The organism is uncultured Shewanella sp. (assembly GCF_947495455.1).
In the GTDB taxonomy this organism is placed as follows: Bacteria; Pseudomonadota; Gammaproteobacteria; order Enterobacterales; family Shewanellaceae; genus Shewanella.
In genome coordinates this window covers 19,702-45,241 of record NZ_CANLZC010000039.1, presented here as the reverse complement: position 1 = coordinate 45,241, position 25,540 = coordinate 19,702, and the positions used below count along the sequence as shown (strand labels likewise).

The following is a 25,540-nucleotide window of genomic DNA, read 5'->3' as shown; positions in this document are numbered from 1 at the left end:
TGCAGGAGCAATTAACGACCTTGCCTACAGCATGTTGAATTCCCGCTGAAAGATCACTTATATAATAGAATTGGTATTATTAGGTTAAAAATTTAAGCTAACTCACCATGTACCAAAGGAACAAATTTAACTAATTCAATAGCTTCAGAGGTGAATTTATCACCAACTCTAACCACTTTTAATAACTGCTGTGATTGCTCCCCAACTGGCAGTACTAACACACCACCATTGGCAAGCTGTTTTAATAAAGCTTCAGGCACACTGCTGGCAGCCGCTGTGACCATAATCGCATCAAAGGGACCTCTATTTTCCCATCCTAACCAACCATCACCATATTTAAATGCCACATTATGTAAATCTAATCGCTTTAATCTCTGTCTTGCTTGGATCTGCAAACTTTTGATCCGCTCAACAGTATATAAATTTGGCACAAGCTGAGCTAAAATGGCCGCTTGGTATCCCGATCCCGTTCCAATTTCTAATACCTTTTCAGGCGAATGACTTAGCAATAACTCCGTCATTTTTGCCACAATATATGGCTGAGAGATTGTCTGGCCTTGCCCTATAGGCAGAGCTGTATTTTCGTATGCCTTGTGTCCTAATGCAGGATCAAGAAAGCGCTCTCTTGGCGTATTAGCAACAGCCATAAGGACTTTTTCATCTCGAATCCCGGCCTCAAATAATCCTTTTGCGAGGTTTTGTGCTAATTTAGGACCCACCCTATTCATACTCGTGTTATCCATTGTTCCAGTTCAGCTAATTGTGAAAATGCAGTTAAATCAACAGTCAGAGGCGTGACAGAAACATAACCTTGCTCTATTGCATCAAAATCTGTTCCATCGGTTGCATCTAACTCTTCACCTTGTGGCCCCAGCCAATAAATATCTCGACCTGCAGGATCTTGAGTTTTCACCATACCTTCAGCTCGATGTCTTGCACCTAATCGAGTCACTTTAATGCCTTTAATTGATTCGATTGGCAGATCAGGGACATTGATATTTAAAATTTGATTTTGTGCAATGGGGTGCTCTTTAAGCGCAGCCACAATACGGTATGCAAATTCAGCGGCAGTATCATAATGCGTTAAATTTGATCCCACCAAGGAAATCGCAATCGCAGGAAAACCTAGAAAACGCCCTTCCATCGCTGCAGCAACTGTTCCTGAATATAAAGTATCATCCCCCATATTCTCCCCTGCATTAATACCTGCAACCACCATATCGGGCTCATCATCATAAAGCTCTCTGATGGCTAAATGCACACAATCTGTTGGTGTGCCATTCACTGAAATATAACCATTATCCAAAGATTGAATGCGAAGGGGGTTTGTTAATGTCAAAGAGTTACTCGCCCCAGAGCAATTTCTATCAGGTCCCACTGTCATCACTTGCGCTAAACGTGACAAAGACACTGTTAATGCTTCAATACCTGGCGCATGGACGCCATCATCATTACTGACTAAGATTTTCATATCATGACTGCCCTGTTGATGGTGCTTGGCTTTGTTGCTCAGCAAAATGCGCTCGTCGCTGCTTTTCCATCACATCTTCATAATCAAACAGTTCTCTAAGCACTGATGTGGCAAAGCACCCTGCAGGTAATGCAAACTTTAAGACTAAAACATTCCCATCGACTTCATGATTAATATGTTGGGGAACCAATAACATCATACGTCTTTCTTGGGTTAATCCTGCCAGCTCTAACCCTTCGCAATCCGCTTTTAAAGGAGACAAAACGCTCTGTTCAAAATCGGCAGCATCACCTTGAGACAACGGAGCTCCTCTTCCCCATAAAGGGGCTGATAATTGAATATCTTTTTGAGTTAAACGCTGTTGTAAGCTTAAATCCCAGTCTTGCGCGACAAAATAACTCTTGCTGCCTGCAAGCATCACACAATCACCAAGAAAAGGCGTTAAACCATGTTCCGCGATACGTGCCGATACAACAAGATTAAACAAATTGGAACGCACTGCTGAAAGGTATATGCCTCGTTTATTACGATCTTTCACTTTACGGCCAGAAAACATTTGTCGACCAAAAACCAAATTTTTACCATCGTGACCAAAACGTTGTTCACCAAAATAATTAGGAACACCCGTTTCTTTAATTTTCTCCAAACGAGACAGCACATCATCCATATTGGTCACATTACGCAAGGTCAAAGTAAAACGATTACCCGCCAAGGCTCCAACTCTTAATTTCTTACTATGACGACTTGAAGACAGTACAGTTAATTGTTCATTATCAAGACTTGACCAATCAGGAGTTTCTTTTCCAGGAATGCGGACACCGAACCATTGCTCCGTTATTGCATGCTTATCTTTTTGGCCCGCATAAGTCACCTCTTTAGGATGAACATGGGCAAACCCAGATAATATTCTGGCCACATCCGCAGTATTTAAGCCATTTTTACGAATATGTAATAAATGGTGCTCACCTTCACCTGTTGGCTCAAAAGGTAAAATCTCTTGTACTATAAAGTCACTATTATGAGTTCTCAGATCCGCTTGAGATACAGGTTTACCGTATAAATAATGTAAATCACTCATGAAATTATTCTTATCTCTTCTTTTGACTCATCAATACTACGGCCTCAACCGCAATACCTTCTTTTCGTCCCGTAAAACCCAACTTTTCCGTTGTCGTTGCCTTCACATTAATATTCTCCAGCTTAGTCTTCAGATCTTTGACTAACACTTGTCTCATGGCATCAATATAAGGCAACATTTTAGGTGCTTGAGCGATAATAGTGACATCCAAGTTGCCAATTTCATAACCCTTAGTCAGTGCCAGCTCATTACAATGTCTCAATAAAACACGACTATCTGCACCTTCAAATTCCGCATCAGTATCAGGGAAATGTTGACCAATATCCCCCATCGCCATTGCCCCTAAAATAGCGTCTGTAATCGCATGCAATACAACATCACCATCAGAATGAGCAATTAATCCTGTTTCATAGGGTACGTGTACACCACAAAGCATTAAAGGTGACACACCACCAAATTTATGCACATCAAATCCGTGCCCAATCCTTATATCCACTTGTTATTCACTCTCAGTTAAATGCTATGTAATACTGATCCCAATATATTATTGGCGTAAGTTATTCAAAAATAATGATGCTAAAGCCAAATCATTCGGATGAGTCACTTTGATATTATCCCCTCGCCCTTCAATAATGCCTGGTGAAACACCTGCCCATTCCATAGCTGACGCTTCATCTGTGATAGCAACGCGTTGAGATAAAGCTAACGCAATGTTTTTTCTCAAGCCTTGCACTCTAAAACACTGGGGCGTTAATGCATGCCACAAGTTTTCACGGGAAACCGTTTCACTGATCACTTGCTCACTATGAGTACGCTTCATGGTATCTCTGACTGGCGATCCTAGAATGACACCTTGAGGAAATCTGTCCCTTGAGTGTAATAATTTATCTATATCATCATGGCTTAAACAAGGTCTTGCTGCGTCATGCACTAATACCCAGGCATTGCCATCGACGGTTGCCAACGCCGCTAATACAGAATCAGCCCGTTCGTCTCCCCCTATTACTTTACGCAATTTAATATGTTGGGATTGAGTCAAATCCTGAAAATACTGATCCTTAGCATGCAATGCGACAACCACAAGATCAATTTTAGGGTGGGAGAGCAAACAATCTAATGTATGCCCTAAAATAGTTTGTTCATTTAACATTAAATATTGCTTTGGAATTTGCGCGCCCATTCGACGCCCAATCCCCGCCGCAGGCACTACCGCAATGACTGTATCATCCCACATACGTAAGCTCACCTTCTACCATTTACTTGTCATATTCTTTATTCACCTTCCACCACACGGTAAAAAGTCTCACCTTCCTTAACCATACCCAATTCATTACGTGCACGTTCTTCTATTGCTTCAGTGCCACTGCGTAAATCATTGATTTCTTCTCTTAAAATTTGATTACGGGCAATTAATTTTGCATTACTCTTCTGCTGCATCTGAATTTGATCTTGCAATTGATAAGATTCAGATAAGCTGTTTCCACCAAACCAAAGACGATACTGAAGAATAAGCAATAATAGAGTTAAAACAAAGCATAAGGGTTTCATGATAGTCTAAACAGAACTCAGTCTAAGGATAATGAGATAGTACAACAAAAAAGGCCACCTAGTGGCGGCCTTTTACAAGTTTTGTGAAATTAACCTTGCCCTTTAATTTCACTCAACCCATTATAAGGTGTATTCTCGCCCAATTGCTCTTCGATACGCAATAACTGATTGTACTTAGCAACACGATCCGAACGGCATAAAGAACCTGTTTTAATTTGACCCGCTGCTGTCGCTACCGCTAAATCAGCAATGGTTGCATCTTCAGTTTCACCACTACGATGTGAAATCACCACAGTGTAACCCGCTTCTTTCGCCATACGAATCGCAGCAAGGGTTTCAGTCAATGAACCAATTTGATTAAACTTAATCAAAATAGAGTTCGCGATATTATTATCAATACCACGCTTTAAAATTTCAGTGTTGGTAACAAACAAATCATCACCGACCAGTTGAATTTTATCACCCAATATTTGAGTTTGGTAAGCCCAACCATCCCAATCAGATTCATCTAACCCATCTTCAATAGAAACGATAGGATATTGCTCAGTCAATGACTTCAAATAATCAGAAAAACCATTTGAACTAAAGACTTGACCTTCACCGGCTAAATTATATTGGCCTTCTTTATAAAACTCAGAAGCCGCACAATCCAGTGCTAAGGTGACGTCAGTACCTAAAGTATATCCCGCTTTTTCAACGGCCACTTTAATCACTGCAAGTGCATCAGCATTAGACGCTAAATCAGGTGCAAAGCCACCTTCATCACCCACAGCAGTATTTAACCCTTTCTCTTGCAATACTTTCTTCAAGTTATGGAAAATTTCAGCGCCCATACGTAAAGCTTCGCGGAAATTTTTAGCGCCAACAGGTTGCACCATAAATTCTTGAATATCGACATTGTTGTCTGCATGCTCACCGCCATTAATGATATTCATCATTGGCACTGGCATAGAATAAACACCCGGCGTTCCATTAAGCTCAGCAATATGTGCATATAAAGGCATGGCTTTAGACGCTGCCGCCGCTTTAGCCGTTGCTAATGACACAGCAAGAATCGCATTCGCACCTAACTTATCTTTATTTGCTGTTCCGTCCAAATCGATCATAATTCGATCAACTTCAGCTTGTAAGTTCGCATCTTGACCCATTAGAGCGTTGCGAATAAGGCCATTGATATTTTCAACTGCGTTTAGTACACCTTTACCCATGTAACGTGTTTTATCACCATCACGCAGTTCAAGTGCCTCACGGCTACCCGTTGATGCGCCAGAAGGCGCAGCAGCCATTCCTATGAAGCCACCTTCTAAATGCACTTCAGCTTCTACCGTTGGATTACCACGAGAGTCCATGATCTCGCGACCAATCACATTAATAATCTTAGCCATAACATCCTCGATTTAAGTTTAAAATTAAATTTCTAAAATAAAAATGGTTCGTCACTTTAAGCTGTCACCCAGTGATCCCGCTAAAAGTGTTATTGCTTTTGCAACAGGAAATAAAGGCCAGTCCTCACAACAAGGACTGGCCTTTTATTTTATATTTATGCTAAATCACGTTTTTGGTGTGCTTCAGCAGCGGCAATAAAGCCTTCAAATAATGGCTGGCCATCTCGTGGCGTCGATGTAAATTCAGGATGGAATTGACCCGCAACAAACCAAGGATGATTCGGAAGTTCAATCATTTCAACCAATTGACGATCTGATGATAAACCACTAAAGATAAGACCTGCTTTTTCTAAACGTTCACGGTAATGGTTATTCACTTCATAGCGATGACGATGACGTTCAACACAAGTTAAACCTTGATAAGCTTCCGCTGCTTTTGTGCCTTCAAGTAAATGACATAATTGTGCACCTAAGCGCATAGTGCCACCTAAATCTGATGTGGCATCACGCAGTTCTACATCACCTTCCTCGTTAATCCACTCAGTGATTAAACCCACAACAGGATGCGGCGTTTCAGGATTAAACTCTGTAGAATGCGCATCAGCTAAACCAGCAACATGACGTGCAAAATCAATCAAGGCGACTTGCATGCCTAAACAAATACCGAAATAAGGTAAGTTATTTTCACGGGCATATTTTGCGGCTTGAATTTTGCCTTCCACACCACGCTCACCAAAGCCACCGGGCACTAAGATACCATCTAAACCTTCAAAGACCTCATCACCTTTTGCTTCAACCGTTTGCGAATCAATATACTTGATATTCACCGACACACGCTGTTTAAGACCCGCATGCTTTAACGCTTCATTTACTGACTTATACGCATCGGGTAATTCAATATATTTACCCACCATGCCAATGGTCACTTCTCCATTAGGATTCGCTTCTTGATAAATTACATTTTCCCATTCATGCAAATCTGCATCGCCACACTCAAGATGGAAACGCTTAATGACTAATTCATCAAGGCCTTGAGAGCGTAATAAAGCAGGGATCTTATAAATACTATCAACATCTTTTAGCGAAATAACCGCACGCTCTTCGACATTACAAAACAGTGAGATTTTCGCTTTTTCATTCGCCGGAATAGCGCGATCACCACGACACACAAGCACATCGGGTGCGATACCTATAGAACGTAATTCTTTCACCGAATGCTGAGTAGGTTTCGTTTTCACTTCACCTGCTGCACCTAAGAAAGGTACTAAAGTTAAGTGCATAAACAAAGTACGATCACGGCCTAATTCAACACCTAACTGACGAATAGACTCTAAGAAAGGCAAAGATTCGATATCACCAACCGTACCACCAATCTCAACAATGGCCACGTCATGACCTTCACCGCCAGCAAGGACTTTTTCTTTTATCGCATTCGTAATATGGGGAATGACTTGAATAGTCGCTCCTAAATAATCACCACGACGCTCTTTTCGTAACACTTCTTCATATATACGCCCTGTAGTGAAGTTATTACGACGGTTCATTTTAGTGCGAATAAAGCGCTCATAATGACCTAAATCTAAATCGGTTTCAGCACCATCCTCTGTGACAAAAACTTCACCATGTTGCGTTGGGCTCATGGTACCTGGATCGACATTAATATAAGGATCCAGCTTCATAATGGTTACATTTAGGCCTCTGGCCTCTAAAATTGCCGCTAACGACGCTGCTGCAATGCCTTTACCTAGCGATGAAACCACGCCACCAGTAACGAAGATATACCTTGTAGTCATGCTGAACCTGAGAATTAAAAGTTGGAATATAGGTGCTTGTAAAAAAGCACTAGGACGGGACGACATTGTAGCAAAGTTACCCCGACTCGACAAATCGGATTTCACTTAAAATCGGGAATATTGACACTTTTATTCCACTAAAAGCTTTTATATACCCGTGACTGATAAATCCCCAGTTTTTTAGTCACGGGTATGTGTCTCTTTCTTCTTGCTTTACTGCGTTCCAATGCTCGTCCAGTTGAGACAAGGTTTGCTCTGCCATCACACCGCCAACAGCGGCGACTTTTTCCTCTACGCCTCGAAAACGCCTTTCAAATTTACGATTAGCCAGCCTTAATGCTTGCTCAGGATCCACTTCTAAATGCCTAGCCATATTTACCACAGCAAACAGTAAATCCCCCATTTCATCGGTTATTTTATCTTGCGAAACGGGAACCTGATTGACCTCATCAAGAACCTCGACAATTTCTTCTTGTACTTTAGCTACAACAGGCTCAAGGCTATTCCAGTCAAACCCAACACGAGCCACTCGTTTTTGTATTTTCATTGAACGTGTTAATGCTGGTAAAGCAAGAGGGATATCATCAAGCTCAGAATGTAATTGCCGTGCTTGACGTTCTTTTTCTTTTAACGACTCCCAATTTTGCTTCATCGCTTCACTACTCTGAAAGTCTTGCGCATCGAATACATGAGGATGGCGGCTAATAAGCTTGTGACAAATTTTATCCACCACCACACCAAAGTCGAACAAGCCTTGTTCTTGACCCAATTGGCAATAAAAGACCACTTGAAATAACAAGTCACCTAATTCACTAGGCAACTCATCAAATGCCACTCGCTCAATCGTATCCGCCACTTCATAGGCTTCTTCTAGAGTAAAAGGCACAATAGAGTCAAATTGCTGAGCAAGATCCCAAGGACAACCCGTTTTAGGATCCCTCAACTTTGCCATGATCTCCAGCAAAGATTGAATATTAGATTCACTGGTCATTTCACCGGTCATAGTATTCTCACCTTTAGCATTGACGTCGCACCTTTGTATGAACTGACTTTTTTGAATCATAAGCGTTTGGCTTCACTCACACCTTCAACTTGACTTAATTTTGCAATCACCCTAGATAAGGCATCTAAGTTATAAAGCTCCAATTGCAGCTCTATCATGGCGGTTTGTGTTTTCACATCCGATGATGAACTCATGGAAAGGACATTAGACTTCTCCGCCGCCAATACCGACGTTAAGTCACGCAGCAGGCCCGATCTATCATTAGCAATCACTTTTAAACTGATCTTATAACCGCCAGAATAATTTTCTCCCCAGACCACATCTACACCACGTTCCGGCTGCTCTTTCATTAACTCTTTAAGTTGTTCACAATCCAAACGGTGTACCGAAATACCACGGCCTTTGGTAATAAAACCAAAAATTTCATCACCGGGTACAGGCTGACAGCAACCTGCAATATGACTCATTAAATTGCCCACACCATTGACTTCAACTTGACCTTTACCTTTAGTACTCGGCCTATGTTGACTCTTTTTAACTAGCTCTTCCACCACAGCTTCATCAGATTCAACCTGAGGCTTTAACTGACTCTGTACATAGTTCAACACTTGATTTAAGCGAACATCCCCTCCACCTATTCCCGCCAGTAAATCGTCCATTCCCACCATGTTGAAGCGTTCTACAGCTGGCTGAGCATCCTTCAATTTTAAATTGATACGGGTAAGCTCAGTTTCAAGAATTTCTCTGCCCGCCACTATATTTTTATCTCTGTCTTGCTGTTTAAACCAGTGTTGGATTTTAGAACGCGTACGGGAAGTGCGAATATAGCCTAAATTAGGATTAAGCCAATCACGTTTCGGGTTAGGCTGATTAGAGGTAATAATTTCAATACGCTGCCCCGTTTCCACTTGATATGTAAAGGGGACAATACGGCCATCAACTTTAGCACCAATACACTTATGCCCCACTTGAGAATGAATATAATAAGCAAAGTCCAGAACCGTGGCCCCTTGGGGCAAATCAATCACTTCACCACTGGGCGTGAAAACATACACTCTGTCTTCAAAGACTTGGCTACGAACTTCTTCAACAAGGTTACCGCTTTCAGCCACATCTTCTTGCCATTGTAAAATCTTACGCAACCAATTAATTTTTTGCTCATAACCACTTTGTTTATGAGTATTCGCGCCTTCTTTATATTTCCAATGAGCTGCTACACCTAGCTCAGCATCTTCATGCATTTGCTCTGTACGAATTTGTATTTCAACGGTTTTGCCTTCTGGACCGACGACAATAGTATGAATGGATTGATAACCGTTAGGCTTAGGATTAGCCACATAATCATCAAACTCTTTTGGAATATGGTGCCATAAGGTATGCACCACACCTAAGGCCGCGTAGCAGTCTTGCAATCTATCGGTCACAATACGCACCGCTCGTACATCAAACAACTCATCAAATTTAAGTTGCTTGCCTTTCATTTTCTTCCAAATACTGTAAATATGCTTAGGACGACCGTAGACTTTCGCACGAATATGATCTTTATCAAGTCTTTCTTGTAACTGACTCACAAAGTCATCAATAAAGGTTTCCCTGTCTAAACGTTTTCCATCTAATTGTTTAGCAATATCTTTGTAGGTTTGTGGATGTAAATAACGAAATGAAATATCTTCCAGTTCCCATTTTAATTGCCCGATCCCCAATCGATTCGCCAATGGCGCATAGATATCAGCAATTTCGCGCGCAATCAAAACCCGTGTTTCTTCATCCGCTGTTTTCACTTCTCTCAACAAGCAAATACGTTCAGCAAGCTTAATCACAACTGCTCGAACATCTTCAACCATAGCCAATAACATACGACGAATATTGTCAATTTGAGGGGCATTACCACGTGACTGCTCTGATACTTTCAAGGCACCAATGGCATTCATGATTTCCACACTACCCACCAATTTAGCCAATGGCGCTCCAAACACGGCCTCTAAATCCGCTTTTTCAACTAAATTTTCATCAAAAGCCACAAAAATAACAGCCGCTTGCAAAGTCTCTATATCCATATTCAGCGGCGCGAGGATCTCTATCATTTCTCGGCTACGCTTGAGCACATCGTCTGTAGACGCTTTCTTCTTCAAAAGTAGCTGCTCTACTTTATTCAGCAAAGTCAGTAATATTTGCGCTTCATCGCTATCACTTATATACCGTTCCACCCATTCTTCAAGTTGAAACTGAGGATCGCTAAAATGTGCTTCACGAACAGATACCATCAGAGGTTCCTTTGTTGTACTGAGAAAAATTACAGAAGTTGTTATGGCGGCGAAGAATGTTCCCTCGTCCACCGTTAATCATTAATAGACACATATTGCATTCAATAACTATCGAGCCAACAAGTATCATTTCTTCAATTCAAATAACGCCATAGACTCAAGGTGATGAGTTTGAGGAAACATATCAATCATCCCCATTTTGGTTAGCTGATAACCTTGCTGTAAAATCAATTCAGCATCTCTTGCTAAACTCGCAGGATTACAGGACACGTATACCAAAGCGCTGGGTTTCAACTTTTTAAGCCATTTCAGTGTTTCATAAGCGCCCGCTCTAGCAGGATCTAATAATATTTTATCCACCTTTCCAAGCCAAGGCGCCTTGGATAAATCACTGCTTAAATCCCCATGATAAAAAGACACATTTTCAACACCATTTTGCTCAGCATTCACTTGTGCTTGTTTTACCATGTCCAGTACACCTTCAACGCCTATGACTTCTGCCGCCATTCGAGCCAGCGGTATACTAAAATTACCGACACCACAAAACAAATCCAGTACTCGCTCATCTTTTTTGGGGGCCAGCCAATCAATCGCCTGGGACACCATCATTTGATTAACCGCACTATTGACTTGAATAAAGTTACCCGCTGAAAAAGAAAGCTTATCTTCATTTAATGCATAAAAAGGTTGTGACACTCCCGTTAAAGACTCACTTTTTCCGTCATTATTGAGTAACAAAAGATTGAGAGCCTGCGCCTGCCCAAAATCAATCAGTTTTTGTTTATCTTTATCCGTTAACTGCGTCGTGATACGAATAACCGCAAAAATGCCATTATCGGCTTGGGTTAATTCAAGATGACCTAAAGATTTTTTTGCATGTAATTGATTAAACAATTTAGCAAATAAAGGGGTCAAAATCGATAATTCTTTAGACAACACAGAGCACGACTGGATTTCAACGACTTCACTGCTATTTTTAGCCCTAAATCCTAAACTAATATGTTTCGTTTTTGCGTGATACAAGGTTGCTAATCGCGCTCTACGCCTGTAGTGCCAATGGCTATCAAACAAAGATGTCGCGAGCACATCATCAAGTGTCTCACCTTTGCCTTTCATTGAAAAACGCCGAAGTAAATCCAACAAAGTCTGTTCTTTGTGACGTCTTTGATCATCACTGGATAAATGCTGTAAATCACAACCACCACACTGTTGATAATGTTCACATGAAGGCACAACGCGTTGAGGTGAAGTTTGCTCAATATGCAGTAACTTGGCTCGAGAAAACGTCTTTTTTTGCTCTGTTAATTGTACTAATACTTTCTCACCGGGCAGACTGTCAGGAATAAAAACTATCTTACCTTGATGATGGGCAATACCTGCGCCCAGATGGTCCAATTGGCTAACATCAAGTGAAAGCTTACTCGATAATGGTTTCTTTTTATTGGGTGTCGCTTTATAAAACTGTGCCATTTAGGCCTCTAAATAGATAAAAAACTGGCCAAGATGGCCCAACTTCTGGCAATATATGAAATAATTTCACTAAGTTACGAACAATGATGACTCAATGAACAATGCCAATAACATGGCCAAATACAGCCTGCGCTCTTGGGTTCTGGTACTGGCATTAGCGCCGACCATTTTAGTCGGTATACTATTAGGAAGCTATTTTACCATAAATCGATTCTATGAGCTTGAAGAAACGCTCACAGAACAAGCGAGCAATATTATCGAACCTTTGGCCATTGCCGCAGAAGCGGGATTGGAAACGAATGATTTTGAAACCACAAAGCGCCTGATCACTTCTGCGCAACTAAATAAACCCTCTTTAGTTCAATTTATTGCCATTTTTGATAATGATAATCGCGTTATCGTCACCTCTCATCATTATAAAAATCATGAATTCATGCGCTTTGAGCAAGCCGCTGACAGCCTAAAAGAAACAGAAATTGAACACTTAGGTGACAGTTTAATTCTGCGTAGCCCCATTTTTACGACCAAAAATCATCTCATTCAATCTTACCATTCGCCACCAGCTAAATCACAATATAATGAGAAAAAACTTGGTTATATTGCCATCCTTATTAATAAGGAAAATGCCCTCTTAGAGCAGCACCGTGCTGCTGTTGCCGCCTTTATTATTGTCCTCATTGGTGTGCAGCTCAATTTATTGTTTACTTTCAGGCTTGTGAAAAATGTCACCCAACCCATCACTGAAATGGTCAGAGTGGTCGCTAAAATACGAGAAGGCAAGCTCGATACTCGACTAACAGGTAATTTAATTGGCGAATTAGACTTACTCAAACGCGGCATTAATGCTATGGCAGGTTCGTTATCTGAATATCATGAAGAAATGCAGCAAAATATTGATCAGGCCACACTGGACTTACGAGAAACCTTAGAGCAAATTGAAATTCAAAATGTAGAATTAGATTTAGCCAAAAAACGCGCTCAAGAAGCCAGTCGCATTAAGTCTGAATTCTTAGCCAACATGTCTCATGAGCTACGCACCCCACTTAATGGTGTGATAGGTTTCGCCAAGCAGCTTCTAAAAACCCCCTTACATTCCAGCCAGCAAGATTACATCACAACAATAGAGCGCAGCGCCACCAATTTACTGGGGATCATTAATGATATTCTCGACTTCTCTAAGTTAGAAGCAGGAAAGATGACATTAGAAAACATGCCCTTTTCTTTCCGTGAAACCATTGATGAAACCATTATCTTGTTAGCCAATAGTGCTTATGAGAAAAACCTCGAGTTGGTTATCGACATTGACCCTAATATTCCTGAAGATGTCTCTGGGGATGCCATGCGTTTTGGGCAAATTATTACCAATTTAATCGGTAATGCCATTAAATTTACTGATAAGGGCAGTATTTTACTCAAGATCCAGCTCACCACTCTCATTGATAACCAAATTTGTTTAAAGTGTGAAATCAGTGATACAGGGATTGGTATTGATCCCAAACAACAAGCCGATCTTTTTCAAGCTTTTGGGCAAGCTGACTCGTCTATCTCACGCCGTTTTGGCGGCACAGGATTGGGACTTGTGATCACAAAACGATTAGTCAATCGAATGGGAGGAGAAATTGGTTGTGAGTCTTCCGTGAACTCAGGCTCAACTTTTTGGTTTACCTTCACCTTACAGCAAAGCCAATACCCAATTAATATTCCCTATAATATTAAAGAGCTAAAAAACAAAAGCCTTCTCTTATTTGAACCAAGAGCATTATCACACTCGGCAACAGATCGATTATTACAACTTTGGGGATTACAAGTACGCCACGTACAAACCCAAGCAGAATTAGCCAGTTTACTTGAGCACACCGATAGGCATTTTGATTTTGCTCTATTGAGCAGTATCGGGCTATTCAATCCCCAACTTTCTCCAGAACAGCTTAAACAAGTGAACAAAAAGTGTGATTATGTCTTGGTCATCGCTCATGGACTGGATCAACAAGAAAGCCTCTCCCAATTTTATCCATCAATAGACAAACTGCTGCCAGCGCCATTAAGTGAAAGAAGTTTAGCTAAAAACTTACTCCACCCCCATAACCACTCACAGGAGTCTTTACCCACTCACATTCAAATACCCCAGCCCCTTAGCCAAGAAAAGCTCAACGTCTTTGCAGTGGATGATAACCCAGCTAATTTGAAATTAATCGATACCTTATTAAAAGAGTTGGTGACTCATGTTACCGTCACTGACAGCGGCGAGAAAGCGGTGTTGATAGCCAAACAGCGTAGTTTTGATCTGATTTTTATGGATATTCAAATGCCAGGAACCGATGGATTAAGCGCAACGAAACAGATCAGGCAAGACTCCCTAAACCGAAATACGCCTATTATTGCAGTGACTGCTCATGCTCTCGCAGAAGAAAGAGAGCACATCAATGCTTGTGGTATGAACGATTACCTGCCTAAACCCATTGATGAAACAGCCCTTAAAGATATCATCCAAAAATGGAAGACACGACCCACTTTTACCCATTTTGATCCTAATACTCTTAATTGGGAACTTTGCCTGTCACAAGCCAATAATAAGCCTGATTTAGCTTTAGACATGTTAACGATGCTCATCGATTCTTTACCCGAGACTCAAAACAACATTCAACATGCCCTCGATAACCAAGACAATCCTTCTATGCTCACCCATGTGCATAAACTGCATGGTGCCAGTTGTTATTGTGGAGTGCCTAGAACACAGAAGCTTTGCCACGAGATAGAATCAGCATTGAAAAAAGAAATTCCCCTTGATGATGTAGAACCTGAAATCCTAGAGTTACTTGATGAGCTAACTAAGGTAGAATCAGCAGTCGCTCAACTGATCTCACAGCTATCTTCGGACATATAAAATGACAGAAAAAATGGGATTTTTCAAACGTCTCAAGGCGTTGGAACTACCAAAAAAGAAATTATTTGCAATTGCATTATGCCAACGAATGCTTCCAAATTATCAATTATTCTCTGATATTGGCAATTTTGGCGATCCCCAAGTGCTGGATACTTTGCTTAACTTACTTTGGCAATCTATGTACGATACCAAATTAAAGCTCAATATTGACCTTCAACTAGAACGACTTGAAGTTAATACTCCAAATCCTGAAGAGTCTGATATGTATGGTGTTTATCCTGCCATGGATGCAGCTGTTGCGCTGACCTCATTGCTCAGTGCAATGGAAAGTAAGGTCGAAGACGACATCATCAATATCAGTAAATTGTCATCAAGTACCGTAGCCAATTACATTGAGGCCACTTGCGATATTGAATTTGATAAAGCATCCGCACTCGACGATTACATTTTTGCCCATGAGGTCATGCAAGAAGAAAAAGAAATGCAAAATACTCTGTTAAATATTATTGAATCTCAGGAAAAGATAACGCCTAATTTTATTAAGGGTTTACGCCGCGATATCGTCGCTGTAGGGATCTCTAATATTGGAATAAGTACTCCAACAAAAAACAGCTAAACAGCTTGAAATATACCTTCAGTGATAGCGTTTGACTAACACGCTATCACTCATTTTATTTTTTAATCTATATATTATAATCTTATCTCTCTTTTTAGGTTATAGACATGCCGCTGATATTAACCCCTCTTGTCGCCATTTTCTTGATCATGCTACTTGGCGCTTTCATTCAAAAAATAAGAGTGCTTCCTAATAATACCGATCAATGCCTCAATTTATATGTGTATTATGTGGCACTTCCGGCTATCATTATTGCTGCACTTGCTAATACCCCCCTTGATGACATTCTACAATGGGGTTTTATTATCAGCCTCACCTTGGCGATGTTAATCTCATACAGTTTATGCATCATCGCTTCTTTAATCATGCATCCCAAACTGCACGCGCTCGCAGCCATCAGAGCACTCAATGCCACCTTTGGCAATACTGCCTTTATTGGTATTCCCATCATGATATTACTTTTTCCCGAGCAACAAGGTGCCCTCACAGCTGCCGCTGTCGCCAGTTTAATTTCAATTTTATTATTTGCCATAGCCTTAGTCAGCATCGAACTCCATCAGAGCAAACAGAATCATTCAGCAATGAGTATCATCACTCGCGCCTTGAGTACCAACCCTATTGTTATTGCTGGCATCATAGGCATCGCCTTATCAAGCTTATCTTTCTCGCTTTTTCCCCCTATAGACTTAATGCTACATCAAGTTGGATCCACATCTAGCCCCTGTGCATTATTCGCCATTGGTATGGTCCTTGCCAAAGCAACAAGACAAGCTGAACCATCCAATACTGAAAAAATAAAATTGTCGGAGTTGTGCGCGATCAATGCAGTAAAACTTATCCTTCAACCTTTATTAGCTTATGGCTTTCTGACATTTTTTGAAGTTAGTCAGCAACTGCTTATCATGGGGGTGATCCTTGCTTCATTACCCACTGCCGCCAGTGTTTACTTACTCGCACAACGATATCAAGTCAACACACTCAGCAGTGCTCTTATTTTATTGCTTGGCACGCTAATGAGTTTTATCAGTTTACCTTTAATAGAAAGATGGTTAACTTTTTAGTCAACGCCTATTGCCACTAGCTTTTATTGATTAGAGAAAAGAACAAACCTTAACTTTCTTCAATAGGATGAAAAAACAGCACTTGATATAGACAGACTATTTACTGTATAAAAAAACAGTCTATACTGTATAAAAAAACAGTCCACTGTCTATCAATACAGTATTTAGAGAAAGGGACATCGTTATGCTTTGCCAACTGAGTATCAATAATTTTGCTATTGTGCGTTTCCTTGAATTAGATTTCAAAGCGGGAATGACCAGTATTACTGGTGAAACCGGCGCTGGAAAATCCATTGCTATCGATGCACTTGGACTCTGCTTAGGGAATCGTTCCGATCCTAATACCGTTAGAAGTGGCGCCAGTAAAATGGAAGTCAGTGCACGTTTCTCTCTCAATGATGTCCCCCTTGCCAAACGCTGGTTAGAAGATAACGATCTTGAACTAGAAAATGAGTGTATTCTCAGACGCACTATTAGTAACGATGGCCGCTCTCGCGCCTATATCAATGGTAATCCAGTACCATTGACACAATTGAAATCTCTTGGGCAACTCCTTGTTGGCATTCACGGTCAACATGCACACCACGCCATGCTAAAAAGTGAACATCAACTGACATTATTGGATAATTATGCCAATCATAAGTTGTTACTTGAAAACGTTAATCACAGCTATTTACGCTGTAAAACAATAGAAAAAGAGCTCAAGCAACTCGAAACATCCCAACAACAAAGACTCGCTCGAAAACAGCTACTACAATATCAAGTCGAAGAACTCAATGAGTTTGCAATAGAAGAAAATGAATTTGAGCGAGTCGAAGCTGAGCATAAAAAGCTTGCTAATAGCACAGAGTTAATACAAGCCTGTCAAAATCAGTTATTTTTATTGCAAGATGACGAGCAAGCCAGTATCGAATCCTTATTAAACAGTGCGATAACACAAGCACAAACACTTGAAAATTTCGATCCTCAACTTGAAAATATCGCTAATATGCTCAATGAAGCATTGATTCAAGTCCAAGAAAGCAGCAGTGAATTAACTCATTATCTCAATGGATTAGAGCTAGATCCTGAGCACTTTGCTTATTTAGAGCAACGTTTGTCTAAAATAATGCAACTCTCAAGAAAACATCAAGTACAGCCCAATGAGCTCTATGCACATCATCAAAGTTTATTGCTTGAACTCAATGAGCTCGACTCAGATGAAGATAAACTGGAAGATATTCAAAAGTTACTATTACAATCCAAAAGCCATTACCTCGATAATGCAAGAAAATTGCACCAGAGTCGATGTCGATATGCTAAAGAACTGGATAAAAAAGTCACTAAATCAATACATGATCTCAATATGCCCAAAGGCAAATTTACTATAAATATTCAGTTCAATGAAGACAATATATCCTCTAATGGCTGCGATCATGTCGATTTTCTTGTGTCAACCAATCCAGGGCAAGAGCTTCAGCCCTTGGCAAAAGTGGCTTCTGGCGGAGAGCTCTCACGAATTGGACTCGGGATCCAAGTGATCACCGCCAAAAAGGTCGCCACTCCAACATTAATTTTTGATGAAGTCGATGTGGGTATTTCAGGACCTACCGCAGCCGTTGTCGGACGTATGCTGCGCACATTGGGCGATTCCACCCAAGTTTTTTGTGTCACTCATTTACCCCAAGTGGCAGGCAATGGACATCAACATATGTTTGTCGATAAACACACTAAAGCTGGCCATACGGAAACCAGTATGGTGCCTTTGAATAAAGCTAAACGTATCGAAGAATTAGCACGTTTGCTTGGCGGAGATATGATCACCAGTAATACCTTGGCCAATGCTAAAGAATTACTGCAATAAACATTAGTATATTCCTCGTGCAACGGACTCATGCACGAGGATATTGAAATTGCGGCTAATCATCTGCTCTAAACTAAACAAGAAAACACCATAATAAAAACAAACAAAGCCACCCAACAAACAAAAGTAATCAATAAATAAAACAAAATAGACACATATAAACCAGACAAAAAATCATTTTACTGTCAATATCCTTGTATCCCTTGCTTTCCTTCATTCCTATAATGCCAATCTCTTTGTCAAAAATCACCTTGTATATATTCAAAATTTGTTAATAACCAACTGTTATATTTATAATTAATAAACATCAACATCATAGGGAATTGCCGGCGTATTGATGACTGTCTCCATTTAATCTTCACACTAATCGATTTATTAAATTCAAATAATCGATAAAAGTAGCTGCAATTAATCCAATATATCGATAATACTTGCCTGCATAAATCACTAGAGAATATTAGCTTGGAGATCCATTATGAAACTAACGAAAAGTATTGCATGTCTTTCCATAGGACTCACACTCAGCGCACAAGCTGATGTTATCACCCGTGATAATGGCGCCCCTATCGGTGATAACCAAAACTCCACAACAGCAGGTAGCAATGGTCCTGTATTACTGCAAGATGTCAATCTCATTCAAAAGCTGCAACGCTTTGCACGGGAACGTATCCCAGAAAGGGTCGTACACGCTCGAGGCACTGGTGCCTATGGTGAATTTGTATCTGCTGGTGATTTTAGTGAGCTCACACGCTCTGCGCCTTTTAGTCAAGCGAATAAAGTGACACCTGTTTTTGTTCGCTTTTCAACGGTGATCCACTCAAAAGGCTCACCTGAAACATTAAGAGATCCACGAGGGTTTGCCACTAAATTTTACACTGACGAAGGTAATTGGGATTTAGTGGGCAATAACCTTCCCGTTTTCTTCATTCGGGATGCCATTAAATTTCCTGATATGGTGCATTCATTAAAGCCATCACCAGTGACTAATTTACAAGATCCTAATCGTTTCTTTGATTTTTTTAGTCATGAACCCGGCTCAACCCATATGCTCACTTGGGTTTACAGCAACTTAGGCACACCAGCAAGCTACCGAGAAATGGATGGTTGGGGTGTACATGCCTACAAATGGATAAATAAGAATAATGAAGTCAACTACGTTAAGTTTCACTGGAAAAGCCAACAAGGCGTTAAAGGCTTAAATAGTGAAGAAGTCACCAAAATACAAGGTGAAAACTTTAACCACTTAACTGATGATCTTTATACTGAAATTAACAAAGGCAATTACCCTAAATGGGATCTATACGTCAAAATCATCAAGCCCGAAGATTTGAGTAACTTTGATTATAACCCACTTGATGCAACAAAAATGTGGTTGGATATTCCTGAAGTTAAAGTGGGCACTATGACGCTTAATCGCGTACCGAATAACTTTTTCCAAGAAACGGAGCAAGCTGCTTTTGCACCATCGAATTTAATACCAGGTATTGAGCCGTCTGAAGATCGTTTATTACAAGGCCGCATCTTCTCTTACGCTGATACTCAGCTATATCGTTTAGGCGCCAATTTGTCGCAGATCCCAGTGAACCAATCAATCGCGCCTGTAAAAAATTATAATCAAGACGGGCAAAGCAGTAACAGTTATACACAGTCAGATATAAATTATCAACCTAGCCGCCACGTTGCCTTAAGCGATGATGCGCAATATAAAAGTGTTAACACACCAGTGAGTGGCAACATTGAACAGCTGGCAATCAAAAAACAAAATAATTTCTCTCAGGCGGGCGTCTTGTATAGAAGTTTATCGAAACAAGATCAAACTGATTTAATCTCGAATTTAGCGGGGGATCTGGGTCAAGTGAAAAACCCAACAGTAAAATATACCATGCTAAGTTACTTCTACAAAGCAGACAAAAACTTTGGTAGCCGCCTAACTAAAGCTGTCAATGAGGACATTGCAAAAGTCAAAGCCATGAGCCAATAACCCCTATCAATATAAAGAGCCAATATGCTTTATGGCTCTTTATATTTAATCCGCATACTTTGAATAAGGGCAATTATTATGAGATTCTTTTTTGCTTTCATTATTATCATTAATGTGATCTTGTTTGGTCTAGGTAATGTCGTACAAGCCAAAACCATTAATCATCCAATAGAAAACACTTCCGCGAATAACACGAATAATGCAGGTGTCGATAAACTCATTAACTATTTTTTTGCCGCAGCAAGAACGGGTGATAATGAAATCATTAATCGATTCTTAGATGCAGGCTTTCCTATCGATCAAGTCAATAGTCAAAGCTATACTCCACTGATGGTGGCTGCCTACAGTGGCCAATACGAAACAACACAATTATTATTACAGTGCGGCGCCAATGCATGTATACAAGATAAAAGAGGTAACACCGCGATTATGGGAGCGCTCATTAAAGCCGAAGTGAGCATTGCTCGTCTACTCTATTCACAAAAATGTGATGAGACATTAACCAATAAATCTGGATTAACGGTACAAGAATTTGCACAATATTGGGGGCAAGCTGAAGCACTCAATGTTGCTCAGTAATAAAGCTAGAATAAAAAAGTAAAAATACGTATTAATGAAAACGCATTTTTACTTTTTCGGTATGCTTAAGCAAAATTAAATGCCAATACTTGCAAACAAAATAACGCTAGGATCCCGGCCAGCACATCATCAACCATGATCCCAAGGCCTCCATGAACATGTTTGTCAAGCCAACGTATTGGCCAAGGTTTTAAAATGTCAAAAAAACGAAATAACACAAAGCCAACAACCAACCATAAAAAGCCAGCAGGCGCGGCAATCATAGTGATCAATAACCCAATAACTTCATCCCATACAATAGCGCCATGATCATGAACTTGCATGTCCTTTGCCGCTTTACCGCAGATATAAATCCCCGCAATGGTCCCCAAAACAATACAAAATATATACACGGGAAAACTTAACTGCATCATCAATAAATACAGAGGAATCGCCGCCAAGGTACCAAAAGTCCCCGGGGCCTTCGCTGCCAAACCAGAACCAAAACCTAACGCCAAGAAATGGATGGGATTACGTAAGGATAAACGTAATAATGCTTTATCTTTAGAAAGTAAATTCATTTAAAAATGTTCAAATCCGTAATTATTAGCTTCAAAAGCCTGTCCGTTACGCTGTAACTTTAATTGCTCACTCGTTGTGATTTGACCTATCTTAGAAAACGTCACACCAGCTTGAGCCAAAGAGGTTTCTAAAGCGCCTTTTTGTGATTCAGGAACCGTAAACAGTAATTCATAGTCTTCTCCTCCAGTTAGCGCATAACTGAGCGCCTCATCAAGAGAAACCACATTTTGCAAAGCTGCCGACAAAGGAATGGCATCCACATCAATCACAGCCCCCACATTAGAGGCTTTAATCACATGATTAAGATCCGAGACTAAGCCATCTGATAAATCAATGGCACTGGTCGCTAATTGACGTAAAGACTGGCCAGCTAAAACGCGAGGTGTGGGATAGTAGTGTCTTTTTATTAAATAGTCTTTATCCGCAGCGCTCGCTTCTATTTTACCTTGTAAAATAGTTAAACCTAACGCAGAATCGCCTAAGGTACCGGTCACGTAAATCCAATCCCCATTTCGAGCACCACTGCGTGTCAATGCTTGCTCCTGGCTCACTTTTCCATGAATGGTGATACAGATACTTCTTGGTCCGCGAGTCGTATCCCCCCCAATTAAGGACACGCCGTAATATTGGGCCGCTTCAAACAAACCATCACTGAATTCACTGAGCCAAGACTCATCCACTTCAGGCAAAGTAATAGCCAAAGTCATCCAAGCAGGTTCAGCTCCCATGGCAGCCAAGTCAGATAAATTAACCGCTAATGATTTATAACCTAAGGCATGAGCGGGCATATCTTTATAAAAATGCACCCCTTCAACTAACATATCACAAGATATCGCAATCGACTTGTTTTCTGTCGCTTCCACTAAGGCGCAGTCATCACCAATGCCTAAGCTGACATCTCGGCGCGGGGAAGAACGCTTGGTAAAAAATCGTTCAATTAATTGAAATTCTTTCACAATAGCAATCACATTTATAAAATATTAAGCTAAAAAAAACGGCATCCTTAAGATACCGTTTCCGTTTATTTTTTACGTCCCACTATTTTATCAAGTATTCCATTGACAAATTTATGACCATCTTCGGCACCAAAAGCTTTCGTTAGCTCTATTGCCTCATTAATGGCCACTTTATAAGGAACATCTTTACGATAAGTTAACTCAAAAGTCGTTAATCGTAAAATGGCTTTTTCAACCGGATCCACTTCATCGAGTGGACGTTCCAAATGAGGAGCAATAAGCTCATCTAATTGGCTTTTCTTTGTCGCGACCCCCGTGAATAACTCACGAAAATAAGCGATATCAACGCCCTCTACTACATGTTCAGTTAAAAATTCATGTTCAACATCGGCAACATTGTTACCACTTAATTGCCAAGAATAAATAGCCTGAACGGCTAAACGGCGGGCCTTGCGGCGCTCAGAAGGCTTCATTACGAGTTCCTAATCTTACAACTGTGCTTCAAGTTCTTGCAGTACGTTAACCATTTCCAGCAAGCTTAAAGCAGCTTCGCCGCCTTTATTACCTGCTTTAGTACCAGAACGTTCAATCGCTTGCTCTATGGTATCTGTGGTTAAAACGCCAAATGCAACAGGAAGATCATATTCAAGCGCAACTTGAGCTAATCCTTTATTACATTCACCTGCAACAAAATCAAAATGAGGGGTACCACCACGGATCACTGCACCTAGCGCAATGATACCATCAAATTTAGCACTTGCCGCCACACGGCGAGCTGCTAAAGGCAGTTCAACAGCACCCGGAACACGTACTACAGTGATGTTCTCATCTGCAACTTGTCCAAAGCGCTTAAGCGTATCCACCGCCCCTTCAAGTAAACTTTCAACAAGAAAGCTGTTGAAACGCGATATGACAATCGCAACCTTGGCATTTTTTGCTTCGATATTACCTTGCACTACGTTCATTATTCTACCTAAAATTAGCTTAATTACCCAGCATAAGGGCGGAGAAGGCGGTATGATACCACAGCCATCCTCAGTGATCCTTATGCAATTTATATGAAATTGATTAACTGACTTTTCATCATTTCTAAGACTTGGAATCACTCAAATCAAAAAACAATTACTCTGCAATATACTCTGTGACTTCTAATCCAAAACCAGAAAGAGAATGATAACGTTTAGGTGAACTCAATAAACGCATGCTTGTCACGCCAATATCCGCTAGAATCTGCGATCCTACGCCCACACGTCTTGACGTCCCCGTCCATTTTGCTGAGCTCGGGGCTTGTCCATCATCTTCTGCGGCAAAAGCTTTTACTTTTGACAAAATATCATCATTGGTTTCATGGTTAGCCAATAGCACTAACACACCACCTTCTTGCGCAATACGTTGCATTGCCTTATCAAGTGGCCAGCTACGCTGCTGGTTTCTTTCTGAATATAATAAATCATTAAAGGTGTTTTGCAGATGCACCCTGACTAATGTATTTTCCTTCACTTCACCTTTAACTAACGCATAATGCAGCTGATTGTCTATGGTATCTTTAAAAGTGATCATTTCAAACTCACCAAAACGCGTGGGTAATCGACACTTACCTTCTCGAACCACAGTCGTTTCTTTCGTATTACGATATTCAATTAAGTCCGCAATGGTTCCCATTTTAATGTCATGTTTTTCAGAAAAAACTTCTAAATCAGGACATCTTGCCATAGTGCCATCTTCATTTAAAATCTCAACAATGACACCCGAAGGTTCAAATCCAGCCAAACGCGCTAAATCACAACCCGCTTCCGTGTGACCTGCACGAATAAGCACTCCACCTTCTTGAGACATTAATGGAAATATATGTCCAGGTTGCACTAAATCCGCCGCTTTAGCATCCTTAGCCACAGCCGCTTTGACGGTAACAGCGCGATCTTGTGCTGAAATACCCGTCGTCACTCCTTTAGCCGCTTCTATTGATACCGTAAAGTTAGTTGAAAACTGCGCATTGTTATTGCTAACCATTAATGGAAGGTTTAACTGCTTACAGCGTTCTTGTGTCAATGTTTGACAAATTAAGCCTCGACCGTATGTGGCCATAAAATTGATTGCTTCAGGTGTCACGCAATCAGCAGCCATAATAAGATCGCCTTCATTTTCACGGTCTTCGTCATCCATGAGGATCACCATTTTTCCGAGACGAATATCTTCGATGATCTCTTCTATACTGTGTAATGCCATTAGTCGAACCTTATCGTTATTTAGCTACGAAACAATAATGTGTTATTCATTATCTTCACGAAATCAATAAACTCTCATCGCCGTAGACCAGTCATTAAAAATACATTTCTATTGCAATATATGAATTTGCTATCAAAAACTTTCTACCTTAAAAAACCAGAGCGCGCTAACAAATCCATTGTCACACCGTCGCCCTCATTAGAGTGGGTATTGTCACCACTCAGTTGCATTAACCTTTCTAGATGGCGAGCAATTAAATCCACTTCAAGATTGACACTGTCACCCACTTTTAAATGGATCAGTGTGGTTTCTGCTGCAGTATGAGGCACTATGGTTAGGCGAAATTGATGCCCAGCCACTTCATTCACCGTCAAACTGACACCATCTATGGTGACCGAACCTTTATGGGCAATATAACGGGCAAGTTCTTTAGGGGCACTCAACCAAAACTCAATAGCTTTGCCTCTCAATTGCCTATCATCGACTTGGGCGATGCCATCGACATGACCACTGACCATGTGTCCTCCTAAACGCGTCATCGGCGTGACGGCTTTTTCAAGGTTCACTTTTTCGCCCACAGTGTAATGATAAAATCCCGTCAGTGCGACTGTTTCTGCTGAAATATCGGCAACATAGCCATCATTTAAGCACTCAACAACCGTTAAGCAAACGCCATTGGTGGCAATACTGTCACCTAACTTTACATCGCTTAAATCAAGCTGCCCGCTGGCCACAGTTAAACGAATATCATCACCACGACGTTCTATTTTTCGTAATGTTCCAACAGACTCAATAATTCCAGTAAACATATTAATTACTCA

At 40.7% G+C, this 25,540-nt stretch carries 23 protein-coding genes; 6 read left to right on the top strand and 17 right to left on the bottom strand.

Annotation, left to right across the window (positions count from 1 at the left end):
* Nucleotides 1-92: 92 nt before the first annotated feature.
* The 11 genes from Q0791_RS11915 to rlmD form a co-directional block, all read right to left on the bottom strand.
* On the bottom strand, nucleotides 93-728 hold the full coding sequence (locus Q0791_RS11915; protein ID WP_299006469.1) for a protein-L-isoaspartate(D-aspartate) O-methyltransferase: 636 nt from the start codon (nucleotides 726-728) through the stop codon (nucleotides 93-95).
* Nucleotides 725-1,471 (bottom strand): 5'/3'-nucleotidase SurE, encoded by a 747-nt coding sequence (gene surE / locus Q0791_RS11910; RefSeq protein ID WP_299006466.1) that lies wholly within the window; start codon nucleotides 1,469-1,471, stop codon nucleotides 725-727. Before surE ends, Q0791_RS11915 begins: the two co-directional genes overlap by 4 nt.
* A 1-nt stretch (nucleotide 1,472) precedes the next feature.
* Nucleotides 1,473-2,549, bottom strand: coding sequence for a tRNA pseudouridine(13) synthase TruD (gene truD, locus Q0791_RS11905; RefSeq protein ID WP_299006463.1), 1,077 nt, complete (start codon nucleotides 2,547-2,549; stop codon nucleotides 1,473-1,475).
* A 10-nt stretch (nucleotides 2,550-2,559) separates the two neighbouring features.
* Nucleotides 2,560-3,045, bottom strand: a complete 486-nt coding sequence (gene ispF / locus Q0791_RS11900; protein WP_299006460.1) for a 2-C-methyl-D-erythritol 2,4-cyclodiphosphate synthase — start codon at nucleotides 3,043-3,045, stop codon at nucleotides 2,560-2,562.
* A gap of 48 nt (nucleotides 3,046-3,093) precedes the next feature.
* A complete protein-coding gene (gene ispD, locus Q0791_RS11895) occupies nucleotides 3,094-3,783 on the bottom strand; it encodes a 2-C-methyl-D-erythritol 4-phosphate cytidylyltransferase (protein WP_299006458.1) in 690 nt (229 codons plus the stop codon).
* 38 nt (nucleotides 3,784-3,821) lie between these two features.
* Entirely contained in the window at nucleotides 3,822-4,097 is a 276-nt protein-coding gene (gene ftsB, locus Q0791_RS11890) for a cell division protein FtsB (RefSeq protein ID WP_299006456.1), read from the bottom strand.
* Between the two features lie 89 nt (nucleotides 4,098-4,186).
* Nucleotides 4,187-5,482, bottom strand: a complete 1,296-nt coding sequence (gene eno, locus Q0791_RS11885) for a phosphopyruvate hydratase (RefSeq protein ID WP_299006455.1) — start codon at nucleotides 5,480-5,482, stop codon at nucleotides 4,187-4,189.
* A gap of 155 nt (nucleotides 5,483-5,637) precedes the next feature.
* Nucleotides 5,638-7,275: a CTP synthase gene (locus tag Q0791_RS11880; protein WP_299006452.1), complete on the bottom strand. Its 1,638-nt coding sequence runs from the start codon at nucleotides 7,273-7,275 to the stop codon at nucleotides 5,638-5,640.
* 184 nt (nucleotides 7,276-7,459) lie between these two features.
* Entirely contained in the window at nucleotides 7,460-8,278 is an 819-nt protein-coding gene (gene mazG / locus Q0791_RS11875) for a nucleoside triphosphate pyrophosphohydrolase (protein WP_299006450.1), read from the bottom strand.
* 56 nt (nucleotides 8,279-8,334) lie between these two features.
* Nucleotides 8,335-10,542 carry a GTP diphosphokinase gene (relA, locus tag Q0791_RS11870; RefSeq protein ID WP_299006447.1) on the bottom strand — a complete coding sequence of 736 codons (2,208 nt, stop codon included), beginning with the start codon at nucleotides 10,540-10,542 and terminating at the stop codon, nucleotides 8,335-8,337.
* A 126-nt stretch (nucleotides 10,543-10,668) separates the two neighbouring features.
* Nucleotides 10,669-12,012: a 23S rRNA (uracil(1939)-C(5))-methyltransferase RlmD gene (gene rlmD, locus Q0791_RS11865; RefSeq protein WP_299006444.1), complete on the bottom strand. Its 1,344-nt coding sequence runs from the start codon at nucleotides 12,010-12,012 to the stop codon at nucleotides 10,669-10,671.
* Between the two features lie 94 nt (nucleotides 12,013-12,106).
* Here rlmD and barA point away from each other — a divergent pair, with 94 nt between their 5' ends.
* The 6 genes from barA (at nucleotide 12,107) to Q0791_RS11835 (ending at nucleotide 20,976) form a co-directional block, all read left to right on the top strand.
* Nucleotides 12,107-14,896, top strand: coding sequence for a two-component sensor histidine kinase BarA (gene barA, locus Q0791_RS11860; protein ID WP_299006442.1), 2,790 nt, complete (start codon nucleotides 12,107-12,109; stop codon nucleotides 14,894-14,896).
* A 1-nt stretch (nucleotide 14,897) separates the two neighbouring features.
* Nucleotides 14,898-15,512, top strand: a complete 615-nt coding sequence (locus Q0791_RS11855) for a YjaG family protein (RefSeq protein WP_299006440.1) — start codon at nucleotides 14,898-14,900, stop codon at nucleotides 15,510-15,512.
* Nucleotides 15,513-15,619: 107 nt separating this feature from the next.
* Entirely contained in the window at nucleotides 15,620-16,573 is a 954-nt protein-coding gene (locus Q0791_RS11850; RefSeq protein ID WP_299006438.1) for an AEC family transporter, read from the top strand.
* Nucleotides 16,574-16,757: 184 nt separating this feature from the next.
* Nucleotides 16,758-18,416, top strand: a complete 1,659-nt coding sequence (gene recN, locus Q0791_RS11845) for a DNA repair protein RecN (RefSeq protein ID WP_299006435.1) — start codon at nucleotides 16,758-16,760, stop codon at nucleotides 18,414-18,416.
* Nucleotides 18,417-18,891: 475 nt separating this feature from the next.
* A complete protein-coding gene (locus Q0791_RS11840) occupies nucleotides 18,892-20,397 on the top strand; it encodes a catalase (protein ID WP_299006433.1) in 1,506 nt (501 codons plus the stop codon).
* Between the two features lie 78 nt (nucleotides 20,398-20,475).
* Nucleotides 20,476-20,976, top strand: coding sequence for an ankyrin repeat domain-containing protein (locus tag Q0791_RS11835; RefSeq protein ID WP_299006430.1), 501 nt, complete (start codon nucleotides 20,476-20,478; stop codon nucleotides 20,974-20,976).
* Between the two features lie 65 nt (nucleotides 20,977-21,041).
* Here Q0791_RS11835 and Q0791_RS11830 read toward each other — a convergent pair whose 3' ends face one another.
* The 6 genes from Q0791_RS11830 to Q0791_RS11805 form a co-directional block, all read right to left on the bottom strand.
* The gene (locus Q0791_RS11830) at nucleotides 21,042-21,536 is read right to left on the bottom strand and encodes a phosphatidylglycerophosphatase A (protein WP_299006425.1); all 495 of its coding nucleotides are present in this window, start codon (nucleotides 21,534-21,536) and stop codon (nucleotides 21,042-21,044) included.
* On the bottom strand, nucleotides 21,537-22,493 hold the full coding sequence (gene thiL, locus Q0791_RS11825) for a thiamine-phosphate kinase (protein ID WP_299006422.1): 957 nt from the start codon (nucleotides 22,491-22,493) through the stop codon (nucleotides 21,537-21,539).
* 65 nt (nucleotides 22,494-22,558) lie between these two features.
* Entirely contained in the window at nucleotides 22,559-22,966 is a 408-nt protein-coding gene (gene nusB, locus Q0791_RS11820) for a transcription antitermination factor NusB (protein WP_299006417.1), read from the bottom strand.
* A gap of 15 nt (nucleotides 22,967-22,981) precedes the next feature.
* The gene (gene ribE / locus Q0791_RS11815) at nucleotides 22,982-23,458 is read right to left on the bottom strand and encodes a 6,7-dimethyl-8-ribityllumazine synthase (protein WP_299006414.1); all 477 of its coding nucleotides are present in this window, start codon (nucleotides 23,456-23,458) and stop codon (nucleotides 22,982-22,984) included.
* A 157-nt stretch (nucleotides 23,459-23,615) separates the two neighbouring features.
* Nucleotides 23,616-24,719 carry a bifunctional 3,4-dihydroxy-2-butanone-4-phosphate synthase/GTP cyclohydrolase II gene (gene ribBA / locus Q0791_RS11810; protein ID WP_299006411.1) on the bottom strand — a complete coding sequence of 368 codons (1,104 nt, stop codon included), beginning with the start codon at nucleotides 24,717-24,719 and terminating at the stop codon, nucleotides 23,616-23,618.
* Nucleotides 24,720-24,862: 143 nt separating this feature from the next.
* On the bottom strand, nucleotides 24,863-25,528 hold the full coding sequence (locus Q0791_RS11805; RefSeq protein ID WP_299006408.1) for a riboflavin synthase: 666 nt from the start codon (nucleotides 25,526-25,528) through the stop codon (nucleotides 24,863-24,865).
* Nucleotides 25,529-25,540: the final 12 nt, after the last annotated feature.